14 protein-coding genes are annotated in these 19627 nt (G+C 73.9%); 6 read left to right on the top strand and 8 right to left on the bottom strand.

Features of this window, described 5'->3' with window-relative positions:
- The first annotated feature begins 43 nt into the window (after window positions 1-43).
- Entirely contained in the window at window positions 44-1372 is a 1329-nt protein-coding gene (locus ACZ6K0_RS14700) for a vWA domain-containing protein (RefSeq protein WP_469233618.1), read from the top strand.
- A gap of 48 nt (window positions 1373-1420) precedes the next feature.
- Window positions 1421-2662 (top strand): FHA domain-containing protein, encoded by a 1242-nt coding sequence (locus tag ACZ6K0_RS14695; protein WP_469233620.1) that lies wholly within the window; start codon window positions 1421-1423, stop codon window positions 2660-2662.
- Between the two features lie 45 nt (window positions 2663-2707).
- Here ACZ6K0_RS14695 and ACZ6K0_RS14690 read toward each other — a convergent pair whose 3' ends face one another.
- A complete protein-coding gene (locus ACZ6K0_RS14690; RefSeq protein ID WP_469233622.1) occupies window positions 2708-3676 on the bottom strand; it encodes a methyltransferase domain-containing protein in 969 nt (322 codons plus the stop codon).
- 164 nt (window positions 3677-3840) lie between these two features.
- Between ACZ6K0_RS14690 and ACZ6K0_RS14685 the strand changes: the two genes are divergently transcribed.
- The 4 genes from ACZ6K0_RS14685 (at window position 3841) to ACZ6K0_RS14670 (ending at window position 11780) form a co-directional block, all read left to right on the top strand.
- A complete protein-coding gene (locus tag ACZ6K0_RS14685) occupies window positions 3841-4245 on the top strand; it encodes a globin (protein WP_376405746.1) in 405 nt (134 codons plus the stop codon).
- Between the two features lie 229 nt (window positions 4246-4474).
- On the top strand, window positions 4475-7858 hold the full coding sequence (locus tag ACZ6K0_RS14680; RefSeq protein WP_469233624.1) for an ABC transporter permease: 3384 nt from the start codon (window positions 4475-4477) through the stop codon (window positions 7856-7858).
- Window positions 7858-10809 carry an FtsX-like permease family protein gene (locus ACZ6K0_RS14675; protein WP_469233626.1) on the top strand — a complete coding sequence of 984 codons (2952 nt, stop codon included), beginning with the start codon at window positions 7858-7860 and terminating at the stop codon, window positions 10807-10809. Before ACZ6K0_RS14680 ends, ACZ6K0_RS14675 begins: the two co-directional genes overlap by 1 nt.
- A complete protein-coding gene (locus tag ACZ6K0_RS14670) occupies window positions 10806-11780 on the top strand; it encodes an ABC transporter ATP-binding protein (RefSeq protein WP_469233627.1) in 975 nt (324 codons plus the stop codon). Before ACZ6K0_RS14675 ends, ACZ6K0_RS14670 begins: the two co-directional genes overlap by 4 nt.
- 136 nt (window positions 11781-11916) lie before the next feature.
- Here ACZ6K0_RS14670 and ACZ6K0_RS14665 read toward each other — a convergent pair whose 3' ends face one another.
- The 7 genes from ACZ6K0_RS14665 to ACZ6K0_RS14635 form a co-directional block, all read right to left on the bottom strand.
- Complete coding sequence (locus ACZ6K0_RS14665; protein WP_376405738.1) at window positions 11917-12324, bottom strand: GNAT family N-acetyltransferase; 408 nt, start codon at window positions 12322-12324, stop codon at window positions 11917-11919.
- Window positions 12321-13004, bottom strand: coding sequence for a DUF8010 domain-containing protein (locus ACZ6K0_RS14660; RefSeq protein ID WP_376405736.1), 684 nt, complete (start codon window positions 13002-13004; stop codon window positions 12321-12323). The genes ACZ6K0_RS14665 and ACZ6K0_RS14660 overlap by 4 nt, the downstream gene beginning before the upstream one ends.
- A complete protein-coding gene (locus ACZ6K0_RS14655; protein WP_317595234.1) occupies window positions 13001-13426 on the bottom strand; it encodes an acyl-CoA thioesterase in 426 nt (141 codons plus the stop codon). The genes ACZ6K0_RS14660 and ACZ6K0_RS14655 overlap by 4 nt, the downstream gene beginning before the upstream one ends.
- Window positions 13427-13431: 5 nt before the next feature.
- On the bottom strand, window positions 13432-15096 hold the full coding sequence (gene ettA / locus ACZ6K0_RS14650) for an energy-dependent translational throttle protein EttA (protein ID WP_376405733.1): 1665 nt from the start codon (window positions 15094-15096) through the stop codon (window positions 13432-13434).
- Between the two features lie 363 nt (window positions 15097-15459).
- The gene (locus ACZ6K0_RS14645) at window positions 15460-16926 is read right to left on the bottom strand and encodes a Cys-Gln thioester bond-forming surface protein (protein WP_376405731.1); all 1467 of its coding nucleotides are present in this window, start codon (window positions 16924-16926) and stop codon (window positions 15460-15462) included.
- Window positions 16927-17150: 224 nt separating this feature from the next.
- A complete protein-coding gene (locus ACZ6K0_RS14640) occupies window positions 17151-17675 on the bottom strand; it encodes a single-stranded DNA-binding protein (RefSeq protein WP_469233630.1) in 525 nt (174 codons plus the stop codon).
- Between the two features lie 148 nt (window positions 17676-17823).
- Window positions 17824-19626 carry a GTPase gene (locus ACZ6K0_RS14635; RefSeq protein WP_469233632.1) on the bottom strand — a complete coding sequence of 601 codons (1803 nt, stop codon included), beginning with the start codon at window positions 19624-19626 and terminating at the stop codon, window positions 17824-17826.
- Window position 19627 lies beyond the last annotated feature (1 nt).

The following is a 19627-nucleotide window of genomic DNA, read 5'->3' as shown; positions in this document are numbered from 1 at the left end:
CCCTTTTCTCCCTTCCCTGTTGTCGCCCGAGGAGCCGAAACAGATGGCGAACTTCTCCAAGCCGACCGTGCCGCAGTTCTCCGTGGACGTGTACCAGAACGAGTTCCTCCCGGAGGGCGGGCGCGAGGTCAGCGCCATCGTCACGGTCACGTCCACCGGCGGCGGCACCAGCGGCGGGTTCGGGGGCCCCGCGGGCGGCGGCTCGGCCGGCGTCGTGATCATGGTCGACTGCTCCGGCTCGATGGACTACCCCGCCACCAAGATGCGCGGCGCCCGTGAGGCGACCGCCGCCGCCGTCGACACCCTGCGCGACGGCACGTCCTTCGCCGTCGTCGCCGGCACGCACGTGGCCAAGGAGGTCTACCCGGGGAACGGCCGGCTCGCCGTCGCCGACTCCCGGACCCGGGCCGAGGCCAAGGAGGCGCTGCGGAGCCTGTCCGCCGGCGGCGGCACGGCGATCGGCACCTGGCTGCGCCTCGCGGACCGGCTGCTCTCCTCCGCCGACCTCGCCATCCGGCACGGCATCCTCCTCACCGACGGCCGCAACGAGCACGAGTCGCCCGAGGAGCTGCGGGCCGCGCTGGACGCCTCCGCGGGCCGGTTCACCTGTGACGCGCGCGGGGTCGGCACCGACTGGGAGGTCAAGGAGGTCACCGGGATCGCCTCGGCGCTCCTCGGCACGGCCGACATCGTCGCCGACCCGGCCGGTCTCGCCGCCGACTTCACGGTGATGATGGAGCAGGCCATGGGCAAGGGCGTGGCGGACGTCGTACTGCGCCTGTGGACGCCGGTCGGCGTGGAGATCGGGTACGTGAAGCAGGTGGCGCCGGCGGTCGAGGACCTGACCGGCCGGCGCACCGAGGCCGGGCCGCGCGCCGGCGACTACCCGACGGGCTCGTGGGGCGACGAGTCCCGCGACTACCACGTGAGCGTGCGCGTCCCGCAGGCCGCGATCGGCCAGGAGATGCTCGCCGCCCGGGTCTCCCTGATCGCCCCGGACCCGGCGGGCGGCGACCCCCGGCCGCTGTCTCAAGGACTGGTACGGGCCGTGTGGACGGACGACCTGGCGATGTCCACGTCGATCAACCCGCAGGTCGCGCACTACACGGGGCAGGCGGAGCTCGCGGACGTCATCCAGCAGGGGCTCGATGCCCGCAAATCGGGCGATCACGACGGCGCGACGGCCAAACTGGGCCGCGCCGTCCAGCTCGCGGCGGCCTCCGGCAACGCGGATACGGCGAAACTCCTTTCGAAGGTGGTCGACGTCGTCGACGCGGCGACGGGTACTGTGCGTTTGAAGGCGAAGGTCGCGGAAGCGGACGAGATGACACTCGAGACCCGCTCCACCAAGACCGTTCGCGTCAAGAGGTAGAGGTAGCCCGGCCCGCCGGGCCGGACGACGAGAGGGGGAAGCGCCGACATGCCGACCTGCCCGAACGGACACCAGTCGGTCTCCGACGACTGGTGCGAGGTCTGCGGCCATCGCATGGCCGGGGCGGGCGCGCCTGCGGGTGCCGTACCGCCGCCTCCCCCGCCGCCGCCCGCGTACGGATACCCCGGCCCCGGAGGCTTCGGCCCCGGCGGCGACTCGAACGCGACCGCGCAGGCGGAGCTCTGCCCGCAGTGCCGTACCCCGCGTGAGCACATGGCGCCGTTCTGCGAGGAATGCCGCTGGAACTTCCTCACGAACACGGCGACCTCGTACACGCCGCTGGCGCCGCAGCAGTCCGGGCCGCCGCCCGGTCTGAACCTGCCGCCCGGCTTCCAGTCCCCGCCGCCGCCCCCGCCGCAGCAGCAGCAGCCTCCGCAGCCGCAGCAGCCGGACCCCTTCGGGTACCAGGGCTCGCGGCCCTCCCAGGTGAACCGTCCGGCCGAGCCGCTGGGCGCCGAGCCCACGCACCACCAGGCCCCGCCGCAGCGCCCGCCGATGCAGCAGCAGCCGATGCAGCAGCAGCCGCCGGCGCCGCCCGGGTACCTCCAGGGTCCGCCGCCGCACCAGGCCCCGGTCCAGGCGCCGGTCCCGCCCGCGCCGCCGCAGCCGCGCGCGGACGACGACTGGGTCCTGTCGCCGCCGTCGCAGCCGCAGCCCCCGCAGCCGCCACCGCACCAGGCGCCGCCGCAGCAGCAGTTCCACCAGGCTCCGCCGCCGCCCCCTCAGCAGCAGCACCAGCAGCACCACCAGCAGCAGCACCACCAGCAGCAGCCCCCGCAGCACCAGCAGCCTCCGCAGCAGCAGTTCCAGCCGCCGCAGCCGCCCCTGGGCTGGACCGCGGTCATCGGCCCGGACCGCGAGTACTTCATGGCGATGATGCACCGCAGCGGGCCTGAGGCCTCGGGCCTCAACCTGCCCGCGTACTCGCCGGACAAGCACCTGCCGCTCCAGGGCAACCAGATCTCCATCGGCCGCCGCCGGCACTCCACCGGCGAGTCCCCCGACATCGACCTGTCGGTGCCGCCGGAGGACCCGGGCGTCTCGCACCAGCACGCCGTGCTCGTGCAGCAGCCGGACGGCTCGTGGGCGGTGGTGGACCAGAACTCCACCAACGGCACCACGATCAACGGCGGCGAGGAGCCGATCCAGCCGTACGTCCCCGTCCAGCTCCAGGAGGGCGACCGCGTCCACGTCGGCGCCTGGACGACGATCACGATCCGGCGCGGCTAGGGCTGTCGGCCCTGATCCGCACGACAGGCCCTGAAGCCGGCGCCGTCAGGCCACGGGCAGGGGCCAGGCGTACGGGCCTCCGGGCTCGTCCAGCCAGGCCCACTGCCGGTCGCCGCTGACCGTCACCCCGAAGCGCTCCCGCTCCGGCTGCCCCTCGCGCAGCCAGAGCGAGAGCGCTTCGCGTCTGTCCAGGACCTCGGCGACGAGACCCCACAGGAAGCCGAAGCGTTCGTCCCCGGCGGGGCCGTGGCGCGGGCCCTGGCGCTCCGGGACGTGGGCGGCGGCGCCCCGCAGCGCCACGAAGTACGCCGAGGTCTCCAGGAACCGCCCCTCCGCGTGCGTACCGTCGCGCACGCGCAGCAGGACGAGGCCGGTGGAGAGCGGGGCGAGGACCAGGGCGCCGGGCCGGCACTGGGCGATCCAGGGGAACGGGACGGCGGGCACCGCGCAGGTCGCGACGATCCGGTCGTAGGGGGCGTGCTCGGCGCAGCCGCGGGCGCCGTCGGCGGCGAGCACCGCGGGTCGGTACCCGGCGGCGGCGAGATGGGTCCTGGCGGACTCGGCGATCTCCTCCTCCAGGTCGACGGTGGTGACGTGCTCCTCGCCGAGCCGGTGGCAGAGCAGGGCCGCGTGGTAGCCGGACCCGGCGCCGATCTCCAGGACGTCGTCCCCGTCGCGCACGTCCAGGGCCTGGAGCATGAGCGCCATCAGGGAGGGCTGGCTGGCGGAGGAGACCAGTTCCCCGTCGCGTACGCGGGTGGCGATCGCCGTGTCCGCGTAGGCCCCGTGCAGCCAGCGCGCCCGTCGCGCGGGGTCGGGGTCGCCGGCCCAGAGCCGTTCGTAGCCGCCGGTCCCGGAGACGTAGTACGAGGGGACGAAGAGGTGGCGCGGGACCTCGGTGAAGGCGGCCCGCCAGGCGGGGTCGGACAGCAGGCCGTACCCCTCGATCTCCCGCACGAGCGCATGTCGCTCCCGCGCACCGGCCCCGGCGGACTCGCCCCACGGCTCACCCATGCCTCCACTCTCCCGCCACCGGAGGCCTCCGGCGAGCGGTCGCCGGGTCTCCGGTGAGCCGTCCCAGGTCTCCGGGCGAGCGGTCGCCGGGCCTCCGGGCGAGCGGTCGCCGGGGAGGTCCTAAGCCTCCGGTCCTCGGTCCGGTCATCTGAGACGATGGAACGGTGAACGAGATTCCCGGGGAAACGACGCAGGAGCAGACCTTCTACGAGCAGGTCGGCGGCGAGGAGACCTTCCGCCGCCTGGTCCACCGCTTCTACGAGGGCGTCGCGGCCGACCCGCTGCTGCGCCCGATGTACCCCGAGGAGGACCTCGGCCCGGCGGAGGAGCGCCTCGCCCTCTTCCTGATGCAGTACTGGGGCGGCCCCCGCACGTACAGCGACCACCGCGGTCACCCCCGCCTCCGCATGCGCCACGCCCCGTTCACCGTGGACCAGGAGGCCCACGACGCCTGGCTCCGCCACATGCGCGCCGCCCTGGACGACCTCGAGCTCGCCCCCGAGCACGAGGCGGAGCTGTGGCGCTACCTCACCTACGCGGCGGCCTCGATGGTGAACACGGCCGGCTGACGGACCTTCACCACCCCACACCACCACCGCCCCCCCTGGACGGACACATTCCGGAGACGGAACGCCGATTAACGGTCACGATCCCATCAAGGTCGGTCCGTAAGCGGTTTCCAGCCGCCCCTGCACTCTGAAAGAGTCCAGAGGAAGTCCGGGGGGACTCGGTGGGCTTACGGAGAACTTTCGGCGGCGCTCCGCGCACGCAGGCTGTTTCAGGGTTCCAGGGGGATGGGTGACGGGGTTCGTATTCCTGCGTGTCAGGGCTCACCGGCTGTTGCTGGCCGCGGCGCTGCTCGCCGTACTGCTGACCACCACCGTGCTGGCCACGCTCGCCGCCTTCTCCTCGTCCATCGGGGACGCGGCGCTCCAGGCGGGGCTCCAGGGGCGGTCCGCGCCCGCCGCGTCGCTGCTCGTGACCGGACAGGTCGACGCCGCGAAGCGGGCGAGTGCCGAGGAGGCCGTGCGGGACGGGGCACGGAAGACCTTCGACGGGCTGCCGGTGACCGTACGGCGCCTCGAACGCTCCGGGCCGTACGCACTCCCCCGCGGTCTTCAGCCACCCGCCGCCCGCAAGGGCGATCCTGACCTCACCCGCTTCGCCGCCCTCGACCGCTCGCGGCTCTCGCTCGTCCGGGGCGCCTGGCCCTCGGCCGCCCGCACCGGCGGCGTCGTCGAGTCGGCGATCCCCGAGGAGGCCGCCCGGCGCCTCCGGATCACGCCGGGGACCGTGCTCGCCCTCGGCGACCGGCTCGCCGAGGGCAAGGTGGTGAAGACCCGGATCACCGGCGTCTACAAGCCCATCGACACCGCCGACCTGTACTGGCAGCTCGACCCGGCCGGCGGCCGCGGCGTGCGGACGGTCGCCTTCACGACGTACGGACCGCTCTTCGTCGACCCGGCCGTCCCCGCCTCCGGAGCGCTCAGCGCCGGGGACACGTCCTGGCTCGGCACCGCCGACTTCAGCGGCCTCACCACCGACGGGATGGACGCCCTGCGCGTCTCGGCGACCGAGGCGCCGAAGGAGCTGGCCTCCGCCACCGAGCCCTTCGGGACGACGATCGCCGCGGCCACCGCGCTCCCGACCGTCCTGGAGCAGACCCAGCGCGCGCTGACGGTCTCCCGCTCGACCCTCCTGATCGTGGCCGTGCAGCTGGTGCTGCTCGCCGCGTACGCGCTGCTGCTCGTGGCCCGGCTGCTCAGCACCGAGCGTTCCGGAGAGACGGCGCTGCTGCGGGCCCGCGGCGGTTCGCGGCGCCGGATCACCGGGCTCGCCGCCGTCGAGGCGCTGCTGCTCGCGCTGCCCGCGGCGATCGCCGCCCCGCTCCTGACCGGCCCGCTGACCCGGCTCTTCGCCGAGCGGTCCGCGCTCTCCTCGCTCGGGGTGAAGCTCGACACGACGCCGTACCTCCAGGTGTGGCTGGTCGCGATCGCCGTGGCGCTGTGCTGCGCGGCGGCCGTCGTGGCTCCCGCGCTCGCCGCCGGGGACGGCGCCGCCGTCTCCCTGCGCAAGACCCGCTCGGGCACCCTGCCCGCCCCCGTACGGGCCGGGGCGGACATCGGTCTGCTCGCCATCGCCGCCGTCGCGTACTGGCAGTTGCAGCGGCCCTCCGCCACCGGCGCGACCCTCGGGTCGGGCGAGGCCGGCGGGGGCTCCGTGGACCCGGTGCTCGTCGCCGCGCCCGCCCTCGCCCTGCTCGCCGGCACCGTCCTGACCCTGCGTCTGCTGCCGCCCGCCGCCAAGCTGGCCGAGCGGCGGGCCGCGAGCGGGCGCGGTCTCTCCGCCGCCCTCGCCGGCTGGCAGTTCAGCCGCCGGCCGCTGCGCGGCGCGGGCCCGGTGCTCCTGCTCGTCCTCGCCGTGGCGATGGGCATGCTGGCCATCGGGCAGAGCAACTCGTGGGAGCGTTCGCAGCGGGACCAGGCCGACTTCCGGGCCGGCGCGGACGTCCGCGTGCTCGCCGCCGGCCCCGGCGAGCCGACCCAGACCGAGCTCCTCGCCGGCCTGCCCGGTGTCACGGCCGTGGCCCCGGTGCACCGCGCCTCGACGGACGTCGCCGGGAAGAACGCGACCGTCCTGGCCGTCGACACCCGCACGGCCGCGGGCGGGCTGCTGCTCCGCCCCGACCTCGCTGGCACCTCCTCCACCGACTCCCTCTTCGCCCCGCTCGCCCCCGAGGCCGGGACCCGCCCCGGGCTCCCCCTGCCCGCCGGCACCCGGACGCTCGGCATCGACCTGCGCACCGTCGCGGCGGCCCGCACCTCAGAGGCCCGGGTCACGGTCGTCCTGGAGGACCCGAACGGCATCCCGTACCGGCTGGCCGTGGGCTCGCTGCCCTCCGACGGCCGCACGCACCGGCTGACCCTCGACCTCGGCGCCCTCGCCGGCGGGCCCGGCGCCACGGGCGGCGCGGACACCGCGGGCAGCAAGGGCTCCGGCGGCCTGCTCACCCTCACCGGCCTGGAGCTCATCGGCGAGGTCGACGACGGCGAGAAGCACCCGCTGACCCTGAACGTCGAGCGCTTCACCACCGTCGGTCCTGACGGCACCGAGCGGACGCACGCGCCGGGACGGATCCTCGCCGACTGGGCCTACGCCGCCGAGCAGACGCTGAACGGCACACCTGATCTCACCGTCCAGGCGACCGGCCGTCCCGGCTCCGCGGGACCCGGCGGCCGCCCCGCGCCGTACTCCGTCGCGTACGCGATCAGCGGCAAGGAGGTGGGGGGCAGGTTCTTCGTGACCGAGGAGTACACCGTCCGGCTGACCGCCCCCGGGCCGAAGGCGCCCGCCCGGCTGCCGGCCGTGGTCACGGAGACCTACCTGGCCGCGACCGGCGCCAAGCCCGGGGACAAGCTGGAGATCACCCTCGGCGGCAAGCCGGTCGGCATCACCATCGCCCGGGTGGTCAAGGAGCTGCCGACCACCGGCCCGGGCGCCCAGGGGGCCTCCGCCACCACGCCCGTCGCCACTCCTGAGGACGGCGGCTCGATCCTCGTCGACCTGGCCTCGGTCAACCGCTATCTGGCGAGCGACGAGACCGCGAGCGTCCCCGCGAGCGAGTGGTGGCTGACCGTCGCACCCGACCGGTCGGACGAGGTCGCCGCGGCCCTGCGGGCCCGCCCGAGCGCGGACCCCGAGCAGATCCTCGTACGCGACGAGACCGCCGCCGACCTGCTCGGCGACCCGCTCGGCGCCGGACCCAACGCCGCCCTGATGGCCGTGGCGGCGGCCGCCGCCGCCCTCGCCGCGGTCGGCTTCGCCGTCGGCTCGGCCGGTTCGATGCGGGAACGGTCCGCCGAGTTCGGGGTGTTGCGGGCGCTCGGCACCCCGCAGCGCCGCCTCGCCCGGCTGATCGCCGCCGAGCAGGGCGTACTCATCGCCGTCGGCCTGCTCGTCGGCATCGGGCTCGGCACGGTCCTGGCCCGGGCCGTCGTCCCCCTCGTCGTCCTCACCGGCCAGGCCACCCGGCCCGTGCCCCCGGTCCTGGTGGAGCTGCCCCTGGGCCAGGTGGCGCTGCTCGTCACCGGCGTCGCCGCACTGCCGCTGGCGATCGTCGCGGCGATCGCCCTGCGCCGCACCGACCCGGTCGTGACCCTGCGCCACCAGGGGGAGAACTGATGACCGCCGCACGCAGGGAGAACGAGAACAGGGAGAACACCGACATGCCCCGGTCCGACAAGGCAGCCCGGTCCGCCAGGGCCCCCGGGTCCGGCAGCGCCCCCGGATCCGGCAGGGCCCCCGGGTCCGGCAGGCCCGCCCGCGCCGTGGCGCCCTGGGTGCGGACCCGGCTGCGGACCGCGCCCTGGGCCGCCGGCTCCCTGGCGCTCCTCGTCCTGGTCACCGTCTACCTCGCCGCCGCGCTCCCGCGCGCCGTCGACGCGTACGAGACGGAGGGACTGCGGCACGAGATCGAGGCCGCGGAGCCCCGCAACAGCATCATCGAACTGACCCAGCCCGGCGGCCTGGGAGGGCCGCTCGCCGAGCGCGAGGCCGCCCTGGCCCCCTCCGTCCTCCTGAACAAGCGGGACACGCTGCGCTCCCTGCTCCCCGAGCCGCTGCGGACCGACCCGAAGCAGACCGTCCACGGCGTCCGTACGATCAAGCGGATCGACGGGCTCGACAAGTGGCTGCCCCGGCCCGACGGCCTGTCCCCCGAGCTCGTGCTCTCCTCCCCGTCCGACCTGACCGCCCACGCGACGGTACGGAAGGGCAGAATGCCCGCCGGATCGGCGCGCGCCCCGGAGGCCGTGGTCACCGCGGCGACCGCGAAGTCCCTCGGCATCAAGCCCGGTTCGGTCGTGCACGTGCCCGGCGTGGTGAACGCGGAGCCCGTCGGCGTGACGGTCACCGGCATCGTGGAGCCGCGCGGCATCGAGTCCGCGTACTGGGCGGTGGAGCCGCTGCTGCACACCCCGGCGCTCACCCCGATCGTCGGCGACGAGGTGAAGTACTACTGGCAGGGGGCACTGCTCCTCTCCCCCGCCTCGGCACCCGTGACCCTCTCCACCACCGGTGAGCCGGAGGCCTACTGGCGGTACATGCCCACGGCGGGTCACCTCACCGCGAGGGACGTCGACCGGCTCGACGCCGCGCTCGGCTCGGCGAGCGCCGGACCCGACCTGGTCTCGATGCGCCAGGTCATGGGGAACACCGGCGCGCTCACCACCAAGCTCGACGAGATCGTCGACTCCTTCCGCTCGATGCGCGAGGCGATCGACCCCGTCGTGGCCGTCGCCGTCTTCGGCATCGGCGCGGTCGCGGCCGTCGTCGTCGCGATGACCGGAGGCCTCTTCGCCGCCCGCCGGGACAGCGAACTGGCGCTGCTGCGCTCGCGCGGCGCCTCGCTGACCGGCATCGGGCTGCGCCTGCTCGGCGAGACCGCCGCGGTGGCCGTGCCGGCCGCCGCGCTCGGCCTGGCCCTGGCGGTGTGGACCGTACGGCCCCCGGAGGTGACGGGCGGTCCCGCCGCCGACGCGGGCGCCGCGGCCGAGGCCGCCACCGGACTCCCCCTCGGCCCCTCCCTCCTCGCCGCCGCCCTCGTCGCACTCCTCGCGATGCTCGTCCTGCCGCTGCGGGCCGTCGTCATGCACCGCCGCCCGCGTCTGCACGGCGGCCGCGACGACCTGCTCACCGCCCGGCCCTCCCGCCGCCGCACGGTCGCCGAGCTCACCCTGCTCGTCCTCGCCGTGGGCGCCGTCGCCTCGCTGCGGCTGCGCGGCACCGGCGACTCCGGGGACTACCTGGTGAGCGCCGCCCCGGTGCTCGTCGGCGTGATCGCCGCGCTCGTCCTCGTACGGATCTATCCGCTGCCCCTGCGGTGGCTGGCCCGGCCCGCCCGCCGACTGCGCGGAGCGGTCGGCCCGCTGGCCCTGGCCAGGGCCGGACGCTCGTCCTCGACGGGCGCGCTGCCGCTCCTCGCGCTGGTCCTCGCGCTGACCACGGCCGCGTTCGGCGGCTCGGTCCTCGCCGGGGTCGCCGACGCCCGCGACCGGGCCGCGCTCCTCGCGACCGGCGCGGACGCCCGCGTCGACGGCTCGGTCGAGTGGACGCCGCTGCCGCCCGGGCTCACCGAGGCGGTGCGCGACACGGCGGGCGTACGGGACCTGGCCCCGATCCAAGTCGAGTACGGGGTGGCGATGCCGTCCTTGCAGGGCACCGCCGCCCAGCCGATGAGCGCGCCGCTCGTGGGCGTCGAGCCCGGCTCGTACGCCCGCCTCGCGGAGCGGACCGACTTCGGCCCGTTCCCGGCGAAGCTGCTCGCTTCGACCGGAAAGGGCGGCAAGGACGCCGTCGCGGACACCGAGCGGGTGCTGCCCGCGATCGCCTCACCCGCGATCGCCGAGCGGCTCGGCAGCGAGCCGCTGGAGATCGTGGCGGCGGCCGGCGTGTTCCGGGTGAAGGTCGTCGCGGTCCGGACGACCACCCCGGCCCTGACCGGCGAGGACTTCCTCGTCGTGAACGCCGCCGACCTGACCCACCCGAGGCCCACCGCGCTGCTCGTCACGGGAAGCTCTGTGGACGGGACGGCCCTGCGCGCCACGGTGAAGGCGAAGTCGGGCGACCTGTTCGTGGCGCTCCGCAGCGAGCTCCGCTCCACCTACGTGGACTCGCCGCTCCAGACGGGCGCCGAGCGGATCTACGCGGCGGCGATCGGCGCGGGCGCCGGCTACGCGATCGTGGCGGTGCTGCTCTCCCTGATGCAGAGCGCGCCGGAGCGGAACACGCTCCTCGCGCGCCTGCGGACGATGGGCCTGACCCGGAAGCAGGGGCGGCGGCTCCTCGGCCTGGAAGCGCTGCCGCAGGCGGTGCTCGCCGCGCTCGGCGGCATGCTCGTCGGCTGGGCGACGGTGCCGCTGCTCGCCCCGGGCATCGACCTGTTCCGGCTCGCGCTCGCGACGGCACCGGGCTTCGCGACGCTGGACAGCGCCCCGCTGCGGGCGGATCCCTGGTCCCTGGTCCTGCCCGCGCTCGGCGTCGTCCTCCTGACGGGACTGGCGGCGGCCGGGCAGGCCTGGTGGGCGGGACGCAGGGGCTCGATCAAGGAACTGAGGGCAGGAGACGCACGATGACGAAGACCGATACGACTCTCCCCACCGCCGCTTCGGGCACCACGCTGGAGGAGCTGGAGAAGCGGGCGACGGCACGGCGCGACCGGCCCTCGTACGGGCACGACGCGCTCATCGCCTGCGACCGGCTGGTCCGGATCTTCACCACGGACGGGGTGGAGGTACAGGCGCTCCAGGGGCTCGACCTCCTGGTGAAGGAGGGCGAGCTGATGGCGCTCGTCGGGGCCTCGGGCTCCGGCAAGTCGACGCTGATGAACATCCTGGCGGGCCTCGACGTGCCGACGGCCGGCTCCGCGAGCGTCGCCGGGTGCGACCTGCTCTCGATGGACGGCAAGGCGCGGCTGCGCTACCGCCGCGAGGTCGTCGGCTTCGTCTGGCAGCAGACCGCGCGCAACCTCCTCCCGTACCTGACGGCCGCCCAGAACGTGGCGCTGCCCATGCAGTTGCGGGGCGGCCGGACGAAGCGGAAGGCCGAGCGGGCCGAGGAACTCCTCGCGATGCTGGGCATCGCGGACGCCCGGGACCGGCGGCCGCACCAGCTCTCCGGCGGTCAGCAGCAGCGGGTGGCCATCGCGGTCGCCCTCGCCAACAACCCCGCCGTCCTGCTCGCCGACGAGCCGACCGGCGAGCTGGACTCGGCCACCGGCGAGCAGGTCTTCGCGGCCTTCCGCCGCGCCAACGAGGAGCTGGGCACGACGATCGTCATCGTCACCCACGACCAGGCGGTCGCCTCCGAGGTCCGCCGCACGGTCGCCATCCGCGACGGCCGCACCTCCTCGGAGGTGCTGCGCCGCACCGAGGTCGACGAGCTGGGCCAGGAGTCCCTGGTGGCACGGGAGTACGCGATGCTCGACCGCGCGGGCCGGCTCCAGCTCCCGGCTGACTACACGCAGGCGCTCGGGATGGAGCACCGGGTGGCGCTGGAGCTGGAGCAGGACCACATCGGGGTCTGGCCGGACGACGCGGAGAGCTGACGGACGACGAAACCGGGGAGGGCGTCGGGACGTCCCTCCCCGGGGGATGTCCAGGCCGTCGGGGGATGTCCATACCGGCGGGGGATGTCCAGGCCGTCGGGATCACCGAGACCGCCGGGATCGGGCGGCGATGTTCCTAGAGGTCGTTCAGCGCGATGAGTCCGGCGGCCGTGGGCCGGAAGCCGCACCGCTCGTGGAAGCCGGTGAGGTGGGGCTCGTAGTCGACGTGCAGCCAGTGCGCGCCGCGCGCGCGGGCCGCGCCGGCGGCGGCCCGTACGAGGGTGACGCCGAGCCCGGCGCGGCGCTCGTCCGGGTGGACGGTGGTGTCGAGGAGGAAGGCGTGGACGCCGCCGTCCCCGACGACGTTCACGTACCCGACGAGCCGCCCGGCGCGGCGGGCGGTGACGCGGAGCAGGCTGCGGGCGAGGACGGGACCGAAGTCGGTGTCCTGGTGCCCGGGCCAGGCGGCGTGGAAGAGGCCGTTGAGCTCGTCCCCGGTGAGGGCCCCGTCGACCTCGACGTCCACCTCGGCGTCCGTGGTCACCCGGGGGTGACCGTGAGGGACATCGGCGCCGTACGGAGGGCGATCGAGCCGTACGGGGTACGCAGCCGGAGCCACGGCCCGGAGGCGAAGAGCGCGACCGGGGCGACCGGCGCGTCCGGCGCGGACTCCGGGGCGGGCGGCAGGAAGCCCAGCGACTGGGCGGCGTGCACGGCCCGCAGGGGCAGCCCGGTGGTGCCGAGGGTCCGGGACCAGATCTCGCGGCCGATGCGGTCGCGCTCGGCCCTGGTCCGCCGCTCCTCGGGCAACTCCTCGTCCCGCGAACGGAATTCGGCGACGGCCGCGGCGACCGCGCCCCGCATCTCGGCGGCGGACGGGAGTCCGGCGACCGGCTCCCAGCCGGCCCGGGGCGGCAGCACGCCCGCCCAGGGCGGCCCGGTGACGGAGTCCGGGACGACGGCCTTGCCGGCCGACTCCTCGATGCCTTCGAGGAGTTCGCCGGCGGAGACGGTGACGTCCAGGTCGACGGCGTCGACGAGCCGGGCCGTACGGATGGCGAGGACCTCGAAGGAAGCCGGCCGTCCGAAGACGGCCAGCGCCCCGCCGCCCGCCTGGAGGCGGACGGCCGCGGCCCGGTCGTAGTGGACCAGCCGGCCCAGGAAGGCGGCGAGGGCCGCCGCCTCCCGGGCGTCGGCGAAGTGCAGCGGCGCGAGCACGGTCATGCGGCGGACGTCATCCCGTCGTCGACGTACTCCTGGAGGAACTCGCGCTCCTCGGAGGTGATCCTCCGAGGACGCTGCGCCTCCAGGTCGAAGGGCACGACGACCGTGGACGCCCGGACGTACACGACGTCCGCGTCCTTGACCTCGTAGGCGATCGTCAGCGACGCCGCGCCTATCTTCGTGACCCACGACTCGATGGTCACCGGCTCGTGCCGGTGGACCAGCGGCCGCTTGTAGTCGATCTCGTGCCGGGCCACGACGGACCCGCCGGAGAACGAGGGGGAACCGTCCCCCGGCGCCAGCCGGAACATGAAGTCGATGCGCGCCTCTTCCAGGTACCGCAGGAAGACGACGTTGTTGACGTGCCCGAAGGCGTCCATGTCCGACCAGCGCAGGGGACAGCTGTAGATGTGCCTGGTCACTGACCTCAGCCTCGGGTCAGCTTCTTGTACGTGGCACGGTGCGGACGGGCCGCCTCGGCGCCCAGGCGCTCGATCTTGTTCTTCTCGTACGACTCGAAGTTGCCCTCGAACCAGTACCACTTCGACTCGCCCTCGTACGCGAGGATGTGCGTCGCGACGCGGTCCAGGAACCACCGGTCGTGGGAGATCACGACCGCGGCGCCGGGGAACTCCAGGAGGGCGTTCTCCAGCGACGACAGGGTCTCGACGTCGAGGTCGTTGGTGGGCTCGTCGAGGAGCAGCAGGTTGCCGCCCTCCTTGAGGGTGAGCGCCAGGTTGAGGCGGTTGCGCTCACCACCGGACAGCACGCCCGCGGGCTTCTGCTGGTCCGGACCCTTGAAGCCGAAGGCGCTGACGTACGCGCGGGACGGCATCTCGACGTGGCCGACGTTGATGTAGTCCAGCTCGTCGGAGACGACGGCCCACAGCGTCTTCTTGGGGTCGATGTTGGCGCGGCTCTGGTCGACGTACGAGATCTTGACGGTCTCGCCGACCTTGATGGAGCCGGAGTCCGGGGTCTCCAGACCCTGGATCATCTTGAACAGCGTGGTCTTGCCGGCGCCGTTCGGGCCGATGACACCGACGATGCCGTTACGGGGCAGGGTGAAGCTCAGGTCGTCGATGAGGACCTTGTCGCCGAAGGCCTTGGAGAGGTTCTCGACCTCGACGACGATGGAGCCCAGGCGCGGGCCCGGCGGGATCTGGATCTCCTCGAAGTCCAGCTTCCGCATCTTGTCGGCCTCGGCCGCCATCTCCTCGTAGCGGGCGAGACGGGCCTTGGACTTGGTCTGACGCCCCTTGGCGTTGGACCGCACCCACTCCAGCTCTTCCTTGAGGCGCTTGGCGCGCTTCTCGTCCTTCTTGCCCTCGACCTTGAGGCGGGTGGCCTTCTTGTCGAGGTAGGTGGAGTAGTTGCCCTCGTAGGGGATCGCGCGACCGCGGTCGAGCTCCAGGATCCACTCGGCGACGTTGTTCAGGAAGTAACGGTCGTGGGTGACGGCCACCACGGCGCCCGCGTACTTCGAGAGGTGCTGCTCCAGCCAGTTCACCGACTCGGCGTCGAGGTGGTTGGTGGGCTCGTCGAGGAGGAGCAGGTCCGGGGCCTCGATGAGCAGCTTGCAGAGCGCGACACGGCGCTTCTCGCCACCGGAGAGGTTGGTGACCGGCCAGTCGCTGGGCGGGCAGCCCAGGGCGTCCATGGCCTGCTCCAGCTGGGCGTCGAGGTCCCAGGCGTTGGAGTGGTCCAGGTCCTCCTGGAGCTTGCCCATCTCCTCCATCAGCGCGTCGCTGTAGTCGGTGGCCATGAGCTCGGCCACCTCGTTGAAGCGCTTGAGCTTGCCCATCTGCTCGGCGGCGCCGTCCTGCACGTTCTCCAGGACGGTCTTCGACTCGTCGAGCTTCGGCTCCTGCATGAGGATGCCGACGCTGTAGCCGGGCGAGAGGAACGCGTCACCGTTGGACGGCTGCTCGATCCCGGCCATGATCTTCAGAACGGTGGACTTACCGGCACCGTTCGGGCCCACCACACCGATCTTGGCGCCGGGCAGGAAGTTCAGGAAGACGTCGTCGAGAATCACCTTGTCGCCGTGCGCTTTACGCGCCTTGCGCATGGTGTAGATGAACTCAGCCAAGAGAAACCGTCCGGCGAAGAGTGAGTGGGCAGATACACCCCATCTTGCCTGACCGCCACCCTCAGGCGGAAACCGGTAAGACCGGCGCGAGGGCGGAGAGGGCGCGGAGACGGGGCGGGGGAAGGCGTGCGGGAGCGGCCCGGGCGGGGCTCGGGCCGGGTTCCGTGTGGGGCCCGGACGGGGTTCCGGGTGGGGCCTCCGAGGGGCTGAGGAGGTCCCGGACGTGCGACGGCCCCCGGACGGGCCCGGACGCGGATGCGAGCCGGGGCCGTACGAGGGCCGTGCGCTGGTCCTGCGGTACCTCACGGAGTGAAGCGCGTGTGACGCGGATCACTCCGTGCGGTCAGGTACCGGACGTCGCCGTCAGTGACCGGCGGCCTTCTTCTTGCGGAGGATGAAGACCGCGGCTCCACCGATCACGACGAGCGCGGCGGCGATGCCGGCGATCATCGGGGTGGCGTTGGAGCTGCCGGTCTCGGCGAGGTCGCCGCCACCGGTGGTGCCGGTCGTGCCGGCGGTGTCACCGGTCGGGGCCGTGGTCGACGGAGCGGCCGACGGGGTCTCCGTCGAGGGCTGCGTGGAGGGGGTCTCCGACGGCTCGGTCGAAGGCTCCGTGGTGGGGGTCTCCGACGGCTTCGGGCCGGGGGTGGCCGTCTTGCAGTCCAGGACGCCCTCGAAGGTCTCCTCGAAGCCGTTCGGACCGGTGATCGTGAACTTGTACGCCTCGTCCTCGGCGACCGGGACCGTCACGGTCTTCGTCTCACCGGCGGCGATCGTGTACGAGGTGCCCTTCAGGTCGAAGGTCCAGTCCTCGTCGCCCTTGTTGGAGGCGATGATCTCCAGGCCGCCCTTGGCGCAGTCCTTCGCGACCGTGACGGCCGGGACGGCACCCGTCTTCGCCCAGGTCGCGGAGGCCTTGGCGGCGACGGTGGAGTCGCTGGAGCCGGCCAGGATCAGGGTCTGCGAGGGGCCGTCGATGGAGACGAAGGCGCGGCCCAGCTGGACCTTGGTGGTGGCCTCGGCGGTCAGCTCGGCGGTGCCGTCGGCGGTGCCGGCGGGAACGTCGAAGAAGATCTGGTCGCCGTTCTTGGCCTCGGAGACGGGCTTGCCGTCCTTGTCCACGACCGAGACACCGGCCGGGGCGCCCGCGGAGGCCGCGATCTTGGCGATCTCGGAGTTCGTGGAGACCGTGATCGGGCCGAGGCGCTCACCGGCCTTGCCCGCGACGGAGGAGGGCGAGAGGCTCAGGGAGGCCTTGGGCTCCTCGAGCTGCTTGGCCTCCTTCAGCAGGTACTCGGTCAGCTTCTGGGCGTCCTCGTCCTTCGGCGTCGCGGTGACGTCGTCGGAGAGGGTCCAGATCGCGGCCTGGGTGCCGGCCGCGGCCTCCTTCTTGGAGAGGTCGACGCCGACCTTGCCGCCGAGGGTCTCGGCGGAAAGCTCCGGGTAGCCGTTCTCCAGGATCCAGAGGATCTTGCCGGCGTTCTCGTTGTCGTGCAGGGAGGACTCGCCCCAGCCGACTTCCTTGTAGTCGAAGTCGTGCTTCGCCGGGGTGCGGAGGTCGATGCAGTACGTGAACAGCGTGCCGCCGCCCCCGACCTCCATCTTGAAGAGACCACCCTGAACGGACCACTTGTCGCCGTTCTTCTCGGTGATCTGGACACCGCCGACGTCGGACGTCAGGCCGCCGAGCTTGGCCGTGACACCGCCCGTCCCCGCGGGCTCATCGGCCATCGCCGGAGCGGCGGTGGCTATCGCACCGGCCGCGACAAGGCCGGAGACCAGGGTCGCGGCGGCCAGGCGGGCAGCGCCACGCCCACGAACTGAAAACATTGCTTTCCCCTCCGGGCGGGCCGCTCCGCGAACATGGTCTATTCGCATGGGGGGAGCGCACGCCAGCAGACTCACCGACTCGATGGGCTCAAGTGCCACATGAGTACCCGGGAATCCTATGGATGCGGAACCCCCCGGTGCCCGGCCATACGTTCAGATAACCATTCCGTCTCAGAATCGTTATGCCTCCGGCGAGTTGGTCGACAAATCCCCACAACACATGGTCAGGGGGCCGTCACCAACCGCTTCGTGGCCTCCGTCCAAGGGTCCTGTTCGAGCCCCGGACCGGGCCCCTGACCGGGCCCCTGGCCGGGCTCCGGATCGGGCAGCCGGACGAGGGTCGGTTCCGGCTCCGGTCGTGATCCCGGCTCCGGCCGGGACCCCGGCTCCACCCTCGCCGCACGCCGGAAGGCCGCCGTCCCCCGCGTCAGATCGTGCCCCACGGCCACCGCGTCCACGTCCACGAAGGTCTTGCGCTGCCCGTCGCGCTCGTCCTCCCGCACCTTCAACCGGCCGTGCACCACGAGCGGTTCCCCGACGGAGACCGAGGCCGCGAGATTGGCCCCGAGCGACCGCCAGGCCGACACCGTGTAGAAGCTCGTTTTCCCGTCGGACCAGAGCCCCCGCTCCCGGTCCCAGCGTCGCGCGGTCACCGCGAAGCGGAACCGCGCCACCCCGCCCCCGGCCGTCTCCCGGTACTCCACCGCCGTCGCCACGTTGCCGACGAGCGTCACGGTCGTGTCGTTCATGGTTCCGCCCCCACCTGTGCGTTTCTCTCGGTCGGCACCATGGTGGGGGCGGTGGGGAACATCCCGCCGGAGCCTGTGGACAGCCCGACGCTTGTGGACAACTCCCCCACCCGAAAGGGGAAAAGCCCGACATGGGCGCGTGCGGGCGCTACCTCCCCCGCACGCCCGCCCTCGTCGCCCCGAGCCGCGACGCTCCGGACCGGAGCCCGCCGACCACCCGCGCCGAGGCACGGGTGCCGACCACCGTCGCGTACTGCTCGCGCACCTCCCGGTAGCGCATCAGCTCCGCCGCCACCGGGTCGAGCACCCGGGCCCGGCCGCAGGCCGCGGCCGCCTCCCGCAGCCGGCGCTCGGCCTCCTGCCCGTACCGCCGGGCGGGGCCCTTCACGGCGCCCTCGCAGGCCCATTCGACGAGCGGCCCGCCGACGATGCCGCCGAGCATCACGAGCACCGGCGGCAGGAGCCCCGGCTCCACGACACCGACGATCTGGCCCACCAGCCACAGCGCGCCGAAGATCTGCAGGAGCGTCATCACGGCCTGCGCGAGGACGGCGGCCGGCCACCAAGCGGGCCGGGGCGGCCGGGCGGCCGGGTCGCCCATGCTCGCCGTCAGCTCGTCCAGGGCCTCCGGCAGCCCCTCGGCCCCGCGCGCCGCCGCCTCCCGCACGGCCTGCGCCCAGGGAGTGGGGAGCCCGCGCGAGGCCTCGTCGGCGACGATCCGTACCGCCTGCTCGACGCGCTGGCGCGCCGTCAGTTCGTCCTCGACGGGCGAGTCGGGGCGCGGATCGGTGGAGCCGTGCGCGCGCATCCGCTCGTACCAGCGGTAGAGCCGCAGCCAGGGCGTACCGCAGGCCCGGATGGCTCCCCGGCGCCAGACCCGCTCGGCGGCCTCCCCGGCGGCCTGGGCGCCGACGGCGACCGCGAGCCGGTCCGCGAAGTCCCCCCGGGCGCGCTCGTCGAGGCCGGAGCGGCCCTCGGCGAGGTAGGCGGGGCGCAGCCGGACGGCGGCGGCGTCGATGTCGGCGGCGAGCCGGCGTTCGGGGGCGGTGCGGTCCTGGACGAAGCGGCCGACGAGTTCGCGCAGTTCGGGGACGCCCTCGCCGCTCAGCGCGGAGACGGCGAGGACGGTGGCGCCGGGTTCGCCGTGCTCGCCGAGTGCCACGCCGTCCTCGTCGAGGAGGCGGCGCAGGTCGTCGAGGACGAGGTCGGCGGCCTCGGTGCCGAGGCGGTCGATCTGGTTGAGGACGACGAAGGTGACCTCGGCGTGCCCGGCGAGGGGGCGGAGGTAGCGCTCGTGGAGGGCGGCGTCCGCGTACTTCTCGGGGTCGACGACCCAGATGACGGCGTCGACGAGGCCGAGGACCCGGTCGACCTGGTCGCGGTGGGCGGTGACGGCCGAGTCGTGGTCGGGGAGGTCGACGAGGACGAGGCCCTGGAGGTCGGCGTCGGCGGCGCCGCCGGCGAGGGGGCGGCGGCGCAGCCGGCTGGGGACGGCGAGCCGGTCGAGGAGTCCGGCGGCGCCCTCGGACCAGCTGAGGGCGATGGGCGCGGAGGTGGTGGGGCGGCGCAGGCCGGTCTCGGAGACGGGGACGCCGGCGAGGGCGTTGAAGAGGGTGGACTTGCCGCTGCCGGTGGCGCCGGCGAGGGCGATCACGGTGTGCCGGGAGGAGAGGCGCTGGCGGGCGGCGGCCTCGTCGAGGACGCGCCCGGCCTCGGCGAGGGCCTCGCTCTCGACGCGGGTGCGGGAGAGCCCGACGAGCTCGTGGAGGGCGTCGAGGCGGGTACGGAGGGGCCCGCCGTAGTTCCCGCCGAGCAGCGGCAGCGAGTCCTCCTCGGGAGCCTCGCGCTCCGCCTCCCCCACGACGGCGGCCCTCTCGCTCGCACGCCGGGCGATCAGTCCGTCGTCCCACCGCTCCCGGCCACCGGTACCGCCGCGCTCGTCGTCGACCACG

The organism is Streptomyces sp. NPDC042346 (assembly GCF_055581845.1).
The sequence above is the reverse complement of the archived record's forward strand: the minus strand, read 5'-3'. Positions and strand labels throughout refer to the sequence as shown.

Coding starts and splice junctions, on each gene's coding strand:
- ACZ6K0_RS14700 (WP_469233618.1), top strand. CDS start 44: ATGGCGAACTTCTCCAAGCCGACCGTGCCGCAGTTCTCCGTGGACGTG.
- ACZ6K0_RS14695 (WP_469233620.1), top strand. CDS start 1,421: ATGCCGACCTGCCCGAACGGACACCAGTCGGTCTCCGACGACTGGTGC.
- ACZ6K0_RS14690 (WP_469233622.1), bottom strand. CDS start 3,676: ATGGGTGAGCCGTGGGGCGAGTCCGCCGGGGCCGGTGCGCGGGAGCGA.
- ACZ6K0_RS14675 (WP_469233626.1), top strand. CDS start 7,858: ATGACCGCCGCACGCAGGGAGAACGAGAACAGGGAGAACACCGACATG.
- ACZ6K0_RS14670 (WP_469233627.1), top strand. CDS start 10,806: ATGACGAAGACCGATACGACTCTCCCCACCGCCGCTTCGGGCACCACG.
- ACZ6K0_RS14660 (WP_376405736.1), bottom strand. CDS start 13,004: ATGACCGTGCTCGCGCCGCTGCACTTCGCCGACGCCCGGGAGGCGGCG.
- ACZ6K0_RS14645 (WP_376405731.1), bottom strand. CDS start 16,926: ATGTTTTCAGTTCGTGGGCGTGGCGCTGCCCGCCTGGCCGCCGCGACC.
- ACZ6K0_RS14640 (WP_469233630.1), bottom strand. CDS start 17,675: ATGAACGACACGACCGTGACGCTCGTCGGCAACGTGGCGACGGCGGTG.